This window comes from Niallia sp. RD1, from assembly GCF_024219955.1.
Lineage (GTDB): Bacteria > Bacillota > Bacilli > Bacillales > Cytobacillaceae > Niallia > Niallia alba.
In genome coordinates this window covers 3034062-3048478 of the sequence record NZ_CP100420.1, presented here as the reverse complement: position 1 = coordinate 3048478, position 14417 = coordinate 3034062, and the positions used below count along the sequence as shown (strand labels likewise).

The 14417-nt window shown below is 35.5% G+C and carries 13 protein-coding genes and 1 pseudogene; 7 read left to right on the top strand and 7 right to left on the bottom strand.

The window, feature by feature from the left end; all coding sequences use genetic code 11:
- Positions 1 to 355: 355 nt before the first annotated feature.
- The 3 genes and pseudogenes from NKG37_RS14530 to NKG37_RS14520 all read right to left on the bottom strand — a co-directional run bounded on the left by NKG37_RS14530 (position 356) and on the right by NKG37_RS14520 (position 4362).
- Positions 356 to 2419 carry a methyl-accepting chemotaxis protein gene (locus tag NKG37_RS14530; protein ID WP_254414839.1) on the bottom strand — a complete coding sequence of 688 codons (2064 nt, stop codon included), beginning with the start codon at positions 2417 to 2419 and terminating at the stop codon, positions 356 to 358.
- A 226-nt stretch (positions 2420 to 2645) separates the two neighbouring features.
- A complete protein-coding gene (tnpA, locus tag NKG37_RS14525; RefSeq protein ID WP_100525941.1) occupies positions 2646 to 3113 on the bottom strand; it encodes an IS200/IS605 family transposase in 468 nt (155 codons plus the stop codon).
- A 354-nt stretch (positions 3114 to 3467) separates the two neighbouring features.
- Positions 3468 to 4362, bottom strand: a pseudogene (locus NKG37_RS14520) (fructose bisphosphate aldolase).
- 297 nt (positions 4363 to 4659) lie between these two features.
- Between NKG37_RS14520 and NKG37_RS14515 the strand changes: the two are divergent.
- From NKG37_RS14515 to NKG37_RS14490, 6 genes are all read left to right on the top strand, one after another.
- A complete protein-coding gene (locus tag NKG37_RS14515) occupies positions 4660 to 5673 on the top strand; it encodes a methionine ABC transporter ATP-binding protein (RefSeq protein ID WP_016204086.1) in 1014 nt (337 codons plus the stop codon).
- The gene (locus NKG37_RS14510; protein ID WP_254414838.1) at positions 5673 to 6329 is read left to right on the top strand and encodes a methionine ABC transporter permease; all 657 of its coding nucleotides are present in this window, start codon (positions 5673 to 5675) and stop codon (positions 6327 to 6329) included. Before NKG37_RS14515 ends, NKG37_RS14510 begins: the two co-directional genes overlap by 1 nt.
- A gap of 47 nt (positions 6330 to 6376) precedes the next feature.
- Positions 6377 to 7411 (top strand): uroporphyrinogen decarboxylase family protein, encoded by a 1035-nt coding sequence (locus NKG37_RS14505; protein WP_224427952.1) that lies wholly within the window; start codon positions 6377 to 6379, stop codon positions 7409 to 7411.
- Positions 7408 to 8229, top strand: a complete 822-nt coding sequence (locus NKG37_RS14500; protein WP_101730211.1) for a MetQ/NlpA family ABC transporter substrate-binding protein — start codon at positions 7408 to 7410, stop codon at positions 8227 to 8229. Before NKG37_RS14505 ends, NKG37_RS14500 begins: the two co-directional genes overlap by 4 nt.
- Positions 8230 to 8359: 130 nt before the next feature.
- Entirely contained in the window at positions 8360 to 9166 is an 807-nt protein-coding gene (locus tag NKG37_RS14495; RefSeq protein ID WP_016204090.1) for a pyrroline-5-carboxylate reductase family protein, read from the top strand.
- Positions 9163 to 9939 (top strand): VOC family protein, encoded by a 777-nt coding sequence (locus NKG37_RS14490; RefSeq protein ID WP_016204091.1) that lies wholly within the window; start codon positions 9163 to 9165, stop codon positions 9937 to 9939. Before NKG37_RS14495 ends, NKG37_RS14490 begins: the two co-directional genes overlap by 4 nt.
- 148 nt (positions 9940 to 10087) lie before the next feature.
- Here NKG37_RS14490 and NKG37_RS14485 read toward each other — a convergent pair whose 3' ends face one another.
- The 4 genes from NKG37_RS14485 to NKG37_RS14470 form a co-directional block, all read right to left on the bottom strand.
- The gene (locus NKG37_RS14485) at positions 10088 to 10336 is read right to left on the bottom strand and encodes a type B 50S ribosomal protein L31 (RefSeq protein WP_101730213.1); all 249 of its coding nucleotides are present in this window, start codon (positions 10334 to 10336) and stop codon (positions 10088 to 10090) included.
- 37 nt (positions 10337 to 10373) lie between these two features.
- Positions 10374 to 10643 (bottom strand): 30S ribosomal protein S14, encoded by a 270-nt coding sequence (rpsN, locus tag NKG37_RS14480; RefSeq protein WP_016204093.1) that lies wholly within the window; start codon positions 10641 to 10643, stop codon positions 10374 to 10376.
- 349 nt (positions 10644 to 10992) lie between these two features.
- Positions 10993 to 12189 carry a GTP-binding protein gene (locus NKG37_RS14475; protein ID WP_254414837.1) on the bottom strand — a complete coding sequence of 399 codons (1197 nt, stop codon included), beginning with the start codon at positions 12187 to 12189 and terminating at the stop codon, positions 10993 to 10995.
- A 439-nt stretch (positions 12190 to 12628) separates the two neighbouring features.
- On the bottom strand, positions 12629 to 13255 hold the full coding sequence (locus tag NKG37_RS14470; protein ID WP_169188227.1) for a metal-dependent hydrolase: 627 nt from the start codon (positions 13253 to 13255) through the stop codon (positions 12629 to 12631).
- A gap of 476 nt (positions 13256 to 13731) precedes the next feature.
- Between NKG37_RS14470 and NKG37_RS14465 the strand changes: the two genes are divergently transcribed.
- Positions 13732 to 14109, top strand: coding sequence for an SLAP domain-containing protein (locus NKG37_RS14465; RefSeq protein ID WP_169188226.1), 378 nt, complete (start codon positions 13732 to 13734; stop codon positions 14107 to 14109).
- The last annotated feature ends 308 nt before the right edge of the window (positions 14110 to 14417 follow it).

The following is a 14417-nucleotide window of genomic DNA, read 5'->3' as shown; positions in this document are numbered from 1 at the left end:
TTTAGTGCGATTCCCCACAGCCAGAATACACTTCGCTTTCCGTAGGGCTAAGCTTAAGCCTCCTCAGCTTTGCCTCCGGGGGGCTGCTTTCGCACACTTTTTTACAAGAGGAAATATGATTAGTTGGTTAAACAGAGCAGCCGGAATACACGAAGACGCCACGGGGATTAGCGAGACAGTCTGAGACCATAAGAAAACTTCTATCAGTGGTGGTCTTATTGCCTATTAAGAGTGGGATAAATAAAGATAAAAGCTGTCCTATATAAATCTAACTACATAACTGGATTTCTCCTCATACACCTAGAAATCCAGCTTGTTTATGTAGTAGACTTTGCAGGACAGCCCGTCTCTTATTTTACATTTTAAAGAAGCTGATTTTTTCCTTCATCTCATCTGTCATTTTTCCTAGACTAACAGCTGAATGACTAACTTCGATTGTCGCTGAAGACATTTCTTCTGCTGATGCAGATATTTCCTCTGCTGAAGCTGCTACATCTTCAGAAATGGCTGATGTATTTTCCAATTCTTCTAAAATAATCTCTTTCTCATTTTGAATTTTTACTGACGCATCTTTCGTTTTTATTATCTCTGGTATCATACTTTCTACTGCTTTTAAGATCTCTTCAAAAGAATGGATAGTGCTGCCTAATTGTTCTTTCTGTTGAAGAAGGTCCTTGTTAACTTCTTCCGCTGTGCCAACCATATTTTTAGTATCTAGTGATACCCCTTTTATAATCGAATCAATTCTTTCGGAAGAATCTTTACTTTTTTCTGCTAATGTTCTTATCTCGTTGGCAACTACAGAGAAGCCTTTCCCTGCCTCTCCTGCCCTTGCTGCTTCTATTGCCGCATTTAATGCAAGCAGATTAGTTTGATCAGCAATGGAATGAATGAGTTCTGTCATTGCTTGAACAGAACTAATATTACCCCCTGATGCATTTACACGATTAATTACCTCCTGAAACGTTTGATTTAGTTTTTCAAATGACTGAATCATCTGCTCCATCTCTATACTGTTATCTTTAGCCATTCTCATAATCAAGTCTGCTGATCCATTTACACCTGTAACTGATTGATCCATGTTATTTAGGTCATCTGCAAATTGATGAATAACTGTCTTTATTGTCGTTAATTTTTCAAATTGGACTGAAGCTCCATCTGCCACATCCGCTATAGCTGAGGCAACATTTTCAGAAGTGGCGCTAATGTCTTGTGAGAAAGACGATAAATTTTTCGCATGGTTATCAATATTCTCAGCATTGTTTTGAAAATTTCCAATTACATCTTTTAGTTTATCTTGCATAATCGAAAGAGCTCTTCCAATATCGCCAAGTTCGTCTTTTCTGCTCAACTCTTTATTGGTAAACTGATTTTCTAATCTTCCAAGTGAAATAGCCTCTGCAAATCCGCTGTATTTTTTAGCAACTCTACCCATTTTAGTAGAATATATAACAATCAAAATCGTTAATATAGTTGTTGCAATCACTACTGCAACTGCAAAAGTAATCCCTAACTGATTTAAGCTAGCAAATAAATTTTTTTCACTAACGCTTATTCCTATTTTCCAATTAGTATTAGGGAGAGTGGAGTAATAAAAGCTGAATTTTTGTCCCTCTTCTGTATATTGTGTTTTTCCTCTTTCGCTTGTTATCAAATCGTCGGTTACAGCAGCATATGGTGACTTATCTTGATCTGCTATATTGGTATTTGATAAGAGCGTATGATCAACGCCGCCTAAAAAATATCCCTCTGAATCTATTAGAATTGCTTTTCCATTATAATTAATCTCTAAACCGTCGATAAGTTTCTGAATGCTGCTAATATCAACATCTACAGTAACTACACCAAGCAATTGATTATTGCTCTTATTAATTGGATAAGCTGCTGTTACCATCGATACATTTGTGGCAGGATCAAAGTAAGCTTTTGTCCATCCTCCCTCAATCTGTTTACCAACTGTATACCACTCTGTCGACCATATATCGATATCTCCTGTTGTGTATGAATCGTCGGTTACTATCTTATCACCATTACGATAAGCATATGGTGCAAATTTCTCCTTTTCTGGAAAGGCATCTTTTTCAAACCATATTCCCATTCCAAATGTTTCATCATACATCGAAATATAATTAGTTAATAACTCATTATAATTTTGTTCTGTTAAATTATCACTATTCACTTCAATTGCTTTTGCCATACTTCTCACAGCGCTTTTTTCCAATGCTAAAATCTCATTAACCTGTGCTGCTGTTTCATTCAGTTTTATTGTCATTTGCTCATCTAATTGATTAACAATTACTTGCTTTGAAAATATATAGCCAATTGCTGAAAAAATATTAAGGCAAACCAATACAACGGGAATAATGAAGATAATCATAGATTTCGCGATGCCTGTTCTTCTCTGCTGTGTTTTTTTCATCTGTTTCCTCCAATAGGTTTTTCTCACTTATATGATCGGAGGTAACTGCCTATTATTAAGGACTATTCTCTCTGGAAAATTATTTTCCAAATCAAAACCACCAGTGTGAACTGGTGGTTTGCTCTGCGGCTAAAAGCCTCTCTTACCGGCCTCGGCCTTAAAGGCCCACTGAAAAGGTTTCCCTTCTGCACCACATTCACTCACCAATTCTAAAGAATTTCTTTATTTACTTCCGATTTTTCTCACCAGTGAACGGATCAAATTCTTCGAACAATGTTAGCTGATCAGCCATGTAGTCTTCTTTCAGCTGATTTCTTATATATTCTTGTATTTGTTTCTTATTTCTCCCCACGGTATCAACGTAGAAACCACGACACCAAAATTTCCGATTCCCATAGCGATATTTCAAATTCGCATGTCGATCAAATATCATCAGGCTACTTTTTCCTTTTAAGTAACCCATGAACTGCGATACACTTAATTTTGGTGGGATACTAACCAACATATGGATATGATCCGGACAGGCATTTGCTTCATGTATGATGACACCTTTTCTTTCACATAGCTCTCTTATGATTTGTCCAATACTCTTTTTGTATTTGCCATAAATAATTTGCCTTCTGTATTTTGGGGCAAAGACTATGTGGTACTTACAATTCCATGTTGTATGTGCTAAACTGTTCATGTCCTTCATAAGGGAATACCTCCTTCTTGCGTGAGATAAACTGGTCGGGAAACCAACTTTATCCTACCATGAAAGGAGGTTTTTTTGTTACCTCGCTATAAGCTCTCCGGAACCCCCGGCATAGCCAGGGGTTTTCGAAACCATCAAAAAAATAGAGAAAAAAGGTGAATTTTTTCTCTAAGAATGAAAGTATTATTTCTAATATCACTTATTTACATCTATCACCGTGTCTTTAGAACAATTTTTCAGAAAATAATAATCCCGTTTTATTTAGATGCTATTATAACTGTGAAGGATTTAGAAGACACCACTAAGCTGTCACTAAATCCTAATAGGAATCACTAAAACCGTCCCCCTGATTCTCTATCTCCCTATCTTTGCAGTAGATGCTTCATAAATGGAGGTAACTGCTTCTTTTAGGATGTTGTTGAATTCTTCTTCTGATTGATTGACGTTTAGTTCTTCGCTTAGAGCCCTGGAGAAGCTTGCAATTATATTGTCGTTTTCTTTTAATTTTTGATTCGCTTCTTCTCTACTATATCCGCCAGACAGAGCTACTACGCGAACAACCCTTGAATGAGTGGTTAATTCTTTATACGTATTGGCAACTGTTGGAATCGACAACTTTAACATGACATTCTCATCTTCTTTTAAGTTATGGAGGTGTTTTAATAGTTCCTGTTTCAAAATAGCTTCCGATTGTTCTTTATCCGGGCTATTAATATCTACTTCTGGTTCAATTTGGTACTAATCCTGCTGCAATTATTTGTTTTCCTATTTCAAATTGCTGGTCCACAACTGCTTTAATGCTTTCTGGATTTGCTTCATTTATGACAGATCTCATTTTGGTTCCGAAAATATGACGTTCTTTCGCACGACGGAGTATGTCATCTAAATCTGTGATTGGCTTCATCAACTGAACCCCATTTGTGAGCTCTGCTAGCTCTTTATCAATTTTTAAAAAGGGGACAATCCCTTTTTTCTCTGCTAAATAATCGGCCGTATACATCCCTTCTATTTTGCTATCCATCGTTTGTTCGAACAAGATAGCACCAAGAATATACTCAGAATCAAATGCTGGAGAAGTAATAATTCTTGTCCGCATTTGGTGCACCAAATCAAACATTTCTTCCTCATTTGCATAAGTATTTTCTGCTACTCCATAATGGAGCAAAGCCTTTGGTGTACTGCCACCACTTTGATCTAATGCAGCAATAAACCCCTTTTTTGTTTTCATTTTCTCCAATTGGTTGTTCATCTTATTTTATCCTCCTCTTAATATGAATGATTTACTTAAATTATTCACATTCATGGAGAAGTTAAAACATTATTATTATTATTATTCTTCTTCTAGTTAGCTTTTTATGGTTTAGTCCTAGTTTCAACTAGGTACTTTTAAAAAAAGTAAATCTCGAAAATAATAGTTCTTTAGACCTATTTAAAAAGGTGCCATTTAGCGTTATCTTAATTATCAATGGGAATAGTCGGAATTTATTATTCTGAATTTTACCATCCTTCTGTTTTTTGAAAAATAATATTTAGAAAGGACTTGCCTATGATTGAATTAAAGAACATTCATAAATCTTATACGCGCAAGAATACGACAGTAGAAGCTTTAAAAGGAATTAATTTAAAAGTAAATAAAGGCGATATTTTTGGTGTCATAGGATACAGCGGTGCAGGAAAAAGCACCCTAATTCGCCTTGTGAATTATTTAGAAATACCAACAAAAGGAGAAGTCATCGTTAATGGTCAATCTTTAGCCAATTTTAATAAAAAGGAACTGAGGGAAACAAAAAAACAAATTGGAATGATCTTTCAGCACTTTAATTTATTGGAATCAAAAAAGATCTTCGACAATGTAGCTATCCCTTTAGTACTTCAAAAGAAAGGGAAACAAGAGATTAAAAAAAGGGTAACGGAATTGCTAGATTTTGTCGGATTAAGTGATAAATCAAACAGTTATCCAAGCGAATTATCAGGTGGTCAAAAACAACGCGTTGGAATTGCTAGAGCTTTAGCTTCCAACCCATCCATTTTACTTTGTGATGAAGCAACATCTGCACTTGATCCTGAAACAACACAATCTATTTTACAGTTATTAAAAAAAATCAATGCAGAATATAACATAACGATTATGATTATTACACATGAAATGGCTGTTATTCAGGAAATATGTAACAAAGTAGCAGTTATGGAAAAAGGAAAAATAATTGAGGTTGGAACCGTCCTTGAAGTGTTTGGAAAACCACAACATCCAACAACTAAAAATTTTGTGCAAACTGTCATTCATGCAAAAGTTCCAACTAGCCTGCAAAATAACGTTGATTTTAGACATCAAACTTTTAAACTTGAATTTATTGGAGAAACAGCTTCAGAACCAATCATCTATGAACTAATCCATCATCATCACCTCAAATTAAATATTCTTTATGCAAATATGACGGAAATTCAAGGTACTGCAATTGGTAATATGATTATTCAATTAAATGGCGAATCATCGAATATTCAACATGCCCTATCCTATCTTCAAAATAAAAATGTTCTTTTTGAGGAGGTACATACGTAATGACTACTAATATTACTTTGGATCAATTTTTTCAAGCTATAATTGATACTCTTTATATGGTTGGATTCTCCCTATTTATTGGATCCTTAATTGGAATCCCGCTAGGAATATTATTAGTTGTAACAAGAAATGGAGGAGTATTGGAAAATAAAATAATCTATTCCCTATTAAATCCAATCATAAATATTTTACGATCCCTTCCTTTTATTATTTTATTAGTGGCCATTATTCCATTTACTAGATTAATTGTACAAACATCTATTGGAACTGCTGCTGCAATAGTTCCGCTAATCATTTATATCGCCTCTTACATTGGCAGATTAGTAGAAAACTCTCTTTTAGAGGTTAATCCAGGAATTATCGAGGCCGCTCAATCAATGGGAGCTACTCCCTTACAAATAATCTGGTATTTTCTATTACCTGAAGCAGTTGGTTCTTTAGTTCTTTCTATTACTACCGCAACAATTGGTTTAATTGGTGCAACTGCTATGGCTGGAACAGTTGGTGGAGGTGGTGTAGGTGATTTAGCGATTGTTTATGGTTATCAAAGATTCGATACGGTTGTAATGGTGCTAACAGTCATAGTCCTTATTATTATGGTTCAAGGAATACAGTCACTTGGTAACTTCTTGGCACGAAAAGCAAGACGTAACTAAACAAGAATAGACCTTTCATTTTAAATATATAGATAAGGAGATAAAGTATGGGAACTTGGACAAAACAGGATCGATTTAATGCCCTTCTATCCGGTGAAAAAGCAGATCGTCCGATTATAAGTGGATGGAGACACTTTATTGATAAAGAACAAAATGCCAATGATTTAACAAGTTCAACAGTGAACTTTACAAAAAAATACAATTGGGATTGGGTTAAAATTAATCCTAGAGCTACTTATCTTGCAGAAATTTGGGGAAATGAATACGACTTTACAGACTATCATTCTGTCTTTCCGAGACAATTAACTACCATACTACCCAAACCTTCGGATGTATGGAAATTAGAAGCAAGAAAAGTGTTCAAATCTTCTTCTTTACTTGAACAACTAGCAGCTTGCAAAAATATTAGAACTGAATTACCTGAAATACCCTTAACACAGACTATTTTTTCTCCGCTATCTGTATTACTTTTTATTGCAGGTAGGTCTGCATATGTATATGAAACAGTATTTGGTATAGATACTCCTGTTACATTTGAAAGCTTATTTGTAGAGAACCGTTCTGGTGTACATCATGCTTTGCATGTTATCGTGCTAACTATCGCTGAGTATGTTCAAGAATTAGATAGAGTAGGAATAAACGGTCTTTTTTATGCAGTAACAGGCACAGCTAATCCTAATTTATTTGATGAAGCTGCCTTTAATGAATTCTCTAGACCATATGATTTAATCGTTTTAGAAGCTGCCCAAAATGGAAAAAGAATTTTACATACTTGCGGACCTAATGCGCAGCCTGAAAAATTCAATGATTACCCTATAGAAGGGATAAGTTGGGATACAAAAGCCACAGGGAATCCAAGTTTATTAGCAAATGTAAAAGCAACCGTGGTTGGTGGTGTGGATCATCATTTATTTGCAGAGAATCATGTTAAAACAATCACAAACGAGACGAAGAATGCTCTTAAGTTGATGGAAAATAAACCATTTATTGTTGCTCCTAATTGTGCCATTCCACTTAACGTTACGGAAGAATCATTGTATGCATTTAGAAAATCCATTACAGAAAAGGAGATCACAAAATGAAAAAAATATTAATTACTATTTTAGTCGGATTACTTCTTATTTTAGGAGGTTGTGGAAAAGACAAATCAACTACTGGAGAAGACAAGAAAGAAATAACAGTCGGTTTCGGTGTCGGGACATATGAAGAACAATTTCGTAACGGGATTCTACCGATTTTAGAGGACAAAGGATATGATGTCACGATTAAAACATTTAGCCAAAACATGCAAGTAAACCCTGCCATGAAGGAAGGCTCTATTGATGCAAGTGTATTTCAAAGTACTGCTTATATGAATGGTATCAATGAAGAACTTAATACAAACATGACTGGAATCACTTTTGTCCCGAGCGCTCCTCAAGGGTTATATTCTACTAACCATACATCATTGGATGAAGTTAAAGATGGAACGACAGTTGCTGTTCCAAATGACCCCGTAAACCAAGAGCGTGCTGTACGCATTCTTGAAGAATTAGGATGGATACAGGTTGATGAGAATGCGGGTACAACTGATTTTAATTTAAATAGTGTTAAAGCGGATAAGTATGATATTGATATTAAAGTTTTAGATCCCGCTCAAATCTTAGTTTCTTTACAGGATGTTGACTATGGAGTAGTAAATGGTAATTACATCGCAAGCGCTGGTAAAAAAATTACGGATGCCTTAAAAATTGAAAACACACCCGAAGAACATCGTATTATTGTATCCATTAATGAAGCGGATAAAGATACTGAGTGGGCTAAAGATTTAAAAGATGCCTACGAGTCTGATAAATTTAAGTCTTATATGGAATCACAAGAGAAATATGATGGATTCATTCTGTTAGATGCTTGGAAATAAAAAATAGGTGCTGTTAATATCTTTCCTGTGTAGGTTAAATTTACTGGCACAGGATAGATTCTATCCATTGTTTTATGCAAACATTTTTAAAATGACTACTAATTTTCCCAATAAAAAAGGAGCTTAAATCATGAAAAAGATATATTTTATCGGTGGAGGACAAATGGTTGAAGCAATTATTCGGGCTATTATTCATAACAAAATTGTAGAGGAGAAACAAATTACTGTTTTTGATATCGATCCTTCTCGCCTACAATATCTTGCTGAAACGTATGGAATTGAAGTGGTTTTTAATGAAAAAAGCGGCTTTAGGGATGCGGATCTCATTATTATTGGGGTAAGACCACAAGATGATATCAAAACGATTGGTAGTCTAATTGATCAATATGCCGATCAGACTGCTACCATCCTTTCCATTGTTGCTGGGGTTACATTAAAAAAACTTGAATCCTATTTACAGAACCGATTTGCCCTTGCTCGTGTTATCCCTAATACGTTAACAGATACTGGATTTGGATACAGTGCTGCTACACTAAATGAGCTTGCTGATAAAACCAAAATCGATTCATTTTTAAATGGCTTTGGTAAAGTGGAATACATGGATGAATCCTTATTAGATATATTTACTGGTTACGGGGTTGCAGGTCCAAACTATATTTATTATTTTATTGAATCATTAGCAGATGCCGGTGTTCTAGCAGGTTTGCCAAGAGACTTGTCTTGGAAAGTTGCTTTAGAAAACATGAATGGTGCAGTTGAAATGTTAAAGTTATCAGGAAAACATCCAAGACAATTATTAGATATTAATAATTCACCTGGCGGGGTTGGAATTAATGCGTTATTTGAACTAAATAAAAGTGATTTTGCTGCTGGATTACAAAGTAGTGTTTTAACTGCTGTTAAACGAACATCTCAATTAGGAGGAGAAACAAAGTGACAAAAGTAAAGTGGGATCATATTGTTCACTATGTTAACGACATAGAAGAACCAATTGATTTATTTAAAGAAAAAAACTTAATTGCTTTTAGAGGCGGATCTCATAAACAATGGGGAACCTACAACTCTCTTAGTTACTTTGATTTAACCTATATTGAATTCTTAGGAATTGAAAATAGAGATTTAGTTAAACACGTTAAAGAACCGAACAGAGTAGTAAAAGATGCTATTCAATATCTGCCTGAGCATGAAGCCCTAAGTAGAGTTGCCCTTCGTACAGATAATATAGAGGAAATAGCTGCTAGATTAAGAGATACAGGGCTCACCCTTTCCCCAATTATGGCTGGAAAACGATTAGATAGTAAGGGAGAATTAATCGAATGGAAAATGATGACGATTGACGGTTCTTTTCAAGGTTTACCTTACCCATTTGTAATCCAATGGAAAGGCACAGATTCAGAGCGTTTAAAATCACTGCAATCTTCAGGGGTTATTCAAGATCATCCTGCTGGTAAAACGATTATCCACCAAGCAATATTTACAGTATCTGATCCATTAGCTGTTGCTGAACATTGGAAAGAGATATTTCACTTAAACAGTATCAATTTTTCTGACACTGTAGCTACTCTATCGATCGGAGAACAAAGCTTTCTATTTAAGAAAGGTTCTTTCAATCAGCTAACTGAAATCATTCTTTTAACTGAATCTCCACAGCTTCAAAATAAATCACTCACGATAGGAGAAGGAACTTATACCTTTAAATCGATAGAATAACTCTACCTCTCCATTTAATTTAAGTGTGGAATTGTCCCAAAAAGGTAACAAACTATATGTATTGAGTTAAAATATAGCTTGTATGGTCTAAAAACTTTTCGGGACAATTCTGTTTCTATTTTTGTATAGTACTAACATCCTTTAGAAATTAGAGCTTATTTTTATACTTCTCATAAAACCGCTCTACTCGACCGCCTCGATCAGAGAATTTTTGACGTCCTGTATAAAAAGGATGGGTATCGGAACTTATTTCAACTTTTATTAGAGGGTAGCTTTTCCCATCTTTCCAGACAATTTCTTCCTTCGATTGTTTAGTCGATCCTGTTAAAAATTGAAACCCACTATTAACATCCATGAATACAACTTCTTGATAAGTCGGATGAATTCCTTTTTTCATTATATAGTCCTCCTATAAGTTGATTTAAATCTTTTAATCACCAGCTAGATTTTTTCACACCAGGTAGTTGTCCTTTATGTGCATATTCTCGAAAAGCAATTCTAGACATCTTAAATTTTCTGAGATAGCCTCTTGGTCTTCCAGTAACTTCACATCTATTTTTCAATCTCGTCGGCGAAGAATCTCTAGGTAGTTTTCTTAATGCTTCATAATCGCCCTTTTCTTTCAACTCTTTGCGAATTTCAGCATATTTCTCCACCATTTCTCTTCTTTTTCTCGCTTTTACTACTTTTGATTTTTTTGCCAAAGTTCCTTTTCCTCCTTTATCCTAAATCGCCATCATTACGATTTACTAAATACAAGTATTCTTTTCAAAAGGCTGTTTTGGTAAAGTTTGTTGCTATTACCCGCAGCCGGAATACACTTCGCTTTCCGTGGGGCTAAGCTTAAGCCTCCTCAGCTTCGCCTCCGGGGTCTCAGGCTGTCTCGCTAATCCCACAGGAGTCTACGTGTATTCCGGCTGCTCCATTTTTCCAACTAATTCTTTTTTTCTATTGAAAAAACAATAATCCTTTAGAAAACAGCCTTTCAAAAACACTTATCTATCATAAAACGAAATCATTACGATTTGCAAGTTTTCTGCTTCTATTCATCATCTATCTTGCTTGGAGCTGCCAATAAAATGGATCTCTTAATTGATGCCAATCTCCATGAAACTCTTCTTCCGTTAATAAACATTCATCCAATTCCTTTTTGATAAGCTCCACATTTAAATCCATTCCAATAAACACAAGCTTTGTATGTCTGTCACCAAATTGAGGGTCCCAATTTTCTCTCAAAGACGGATTAACGCTGAGAATGTCCTGTTGTCTAGCCTCTGGAAGTGATGCAACCCAGTAGGAAATAGGCTCGATAGTCACTGAAGGCCCTGCTTGAGATAACAGCAAAGCAAGATTATTTCTAGTCGCACACCAAGATATTCCTTTCGCTCTTACAATTGAAAGTGGCATTGAATGACACCAATCATTAAAACGTTCCGAGTGAAACGGTCTTTTAATTGAATAAACAAACGAGCTAATACCGTATTCCTCTGTTTCTGGTGTATGCATGCTTGGACCAATATTTAATTCTCGTAACCAACCTGCAGACTCACTTGCTCGATCAAAATCAAAAAGGTTCGTATCTAGGATTTCTTGTGGATCTATTTCGCTATTCACTGTACGAATGATTCTGGCAACTGGCTGTAACGTTCTAATAACCTGTTCTAATTTATCCAAATCATCTGCTGCTACTAAATCACATTTGTTAAGAATTAGCACATCACAGAACTCTATTTGATCGATTAGTAAATCGGCAACATTTCTATCATCATCAGCCCCAACTGCTTCTTTTCGGTCAAGTAAAGAGTCTCCAGATTCGTAATCATGCCAAAAACGATTTGCATCAACTACCGTTACCATCGTATCCAATTTACAAAATTTAGTTAAATCTATTCCCATCTCTTCATCTATGTAAGAAAAAGTTTGTGCAACCGGAATAGGTTCACTGATTCCAGATGATTCAATTAAAATATAATCAATATCGCCTTCAGTCGCTAGCCTCTCCACTTCTACAAGCAAATCTTCACGCAATGTGCAGCAAATACATCCATTTGACATTTCCACAAGTTTCTCTTCTGTCCGGTAAAAACCACCCTTTGTTTGCACTAATTCACTATCAATATTCACCTCGCTCATATCATTCACAATTACTGCAACCTTCAGTCCATTTCGATTATGTAAAATATGATTCAGCAATGTCGTCTTTCCAGCTCCTAAATAACCACTTAACACAGTTACCGGTATTTTTCTCATTTCCTCACTCCTTTTTTGATTTCACACAAATCGTAATCATTACGATTTATATAATAAACCCATTAATAAAAAAAAGCAAGGGAATCAAGGGGACGGTTCGAGGGCACTGAAAAACTGGCTAGTTAATGATGATGGGCAATAGCCACTTTTTAAACATAAGATGATGGATTTGTTTTTCGAGGCGTCCGCTCGCTTTCCATGGGGCGAGCGCCAAGCCTCCTCGTCACACTACGTCCGGGGTCTCGGGCTTTCTCGCAGCTCCCACAGGAGTCGAGCGGACGCCTCTCCAAACCAAACTTATTTTCACTTTCCAATGTGCTTGCTCTTCATTTCGCACGAAAAAAAGGCTTTTTCAGTGGTCTCGGACGGTTCTTCTGATTCCCAATTAAAAATGTCTTCAGTAGAACCGTCCCTCTGAATCCTGTCATCTATAAATATATTATAATTCTTTCGATGATAATGGTAAGAACAGTTTAACTCCGCGTTTATTAAATGGTAGTATTTTTAAATCTGCTAGTAGATGACTGATGTATCCTCCAATACAAGTGTAGAACAATCCGTTAATCCCAAGCGAAGTCTCTAAATCTGCGGCAATTATTCCAAAGTAAACAACGCCTAAAATAGAATGCGTATAACTTCGATGAGAGGTAAATGAGGCAATCATAATATAGATTCCTAGAAGAATAATCCATCGCTCTTCTACAGATATTCCGCCCATCAGAACAGCGATACCAGTAATTGTTAACATATGTTTTCGTTTAATCAAAGAGGCAATAAATAAAATCAATATACCAATTCCGACACCTATCCACCTCTCTCCTGCCGTCTTTTCAAAGATACTATATAGGATCATCATTATTCCAATGACTTGTGCAGACAGTTGAATCATTTGGTGGGGTAAAGTAATTTTCCCACGAAGCTTCCCGTCAATGTCAAGATCGGGAATTAATCCAGAAACCGCCCCTAAAGAGACGAATAAGAGTGTCTCTGATGGTGTGGATTGCACCGCATTAGCAACAATAAATCCTGTCGCTGATCCAATTACAGCGTGTGATGTTCCATTCAAGTTGATTACACCTCTAATATTTAATATTTTATTGCAACATTACTATTCTACACCAAAACACTTGTTCTGTTTAGAAGGAATTTTTCATTAGAAAAATAGATAGTGAAGATTAAAGTAAATCAATTCTATCTTCATGATAGAATAATAGGAATGAAATAAGTTTATAAGGAGTGTCACATTGAAATTTTTCAGAAATATGTCAAAAGTAGAAGTGATTAATTGGAGAAAAGGAGCAATACTTGGGTTTTACGTCTTTTTATTACTATTATTTGTAAACTATACCAGCTCATTACTATTCAATAAGGAGCCTTTTACCTCTACAGTGATTTTTTGGTCTGGATTATTAGTAGCTTTCGGATGTGAATTTCTCTTAAATTTACTGTCTAAGAAGAATAAATGACTAGTGTAATAAAAGGATCATTAATAGATTCTTTTATCGGCTTATGATACACTCACTTCAAAAGGTGGTTTTGTGGATGCAGCAATTACAATTTGAATCTTCCTGGGATAAACAACTGGCACCTCAGGATCGACGAAATATAGAAAAAATCTTTCAAGAGACTAAAAGTTTAAACAGCACGAGTGTCATCTTCTCCCCTATTCGAGAAGCGATTAATCATAAAGATGCCTTGCTTGTGTCTGTATTAGTTCATAATTTTACGAAAAACCAACTATTATTTAATCAAACTAGATTGCAATATAGATTAAAAGGAAAGGTCGTTGCAGAACAGGCCTTCACATTCCCTGATCTCGTCATCCCCCCTCATGTAAGTATGCCTTGGACGTTTATTTTTCCAAAAGAGAATTATCAAACTCATACTTCTTATAAGGATGGACTGTTAGAACTGAGCTAGTTTTTATTTGTAAAAAAAATAAACATTTATTGCTAAACAGCGGTTAACTACATAAATAGTTAGCCTATGTTTGCGTATATTCCGATAGTGAATTAAAACTATATCAGTAGAGGTTTAACAAAAATCGCGAATATGGACAAAAATAAATCGGCAGAAATTCACTATCCAAACATCATTAGAGGCATACCCAATATACAGGAAGAATTCACAAAATATAGGTAATAAGAATAAAGTGAAACTTCCATCAGTGGGGGTTTTCCTTCCTCCCCCACTGATGGTTAGTTGAACCAATCGGACCTTTACGGACA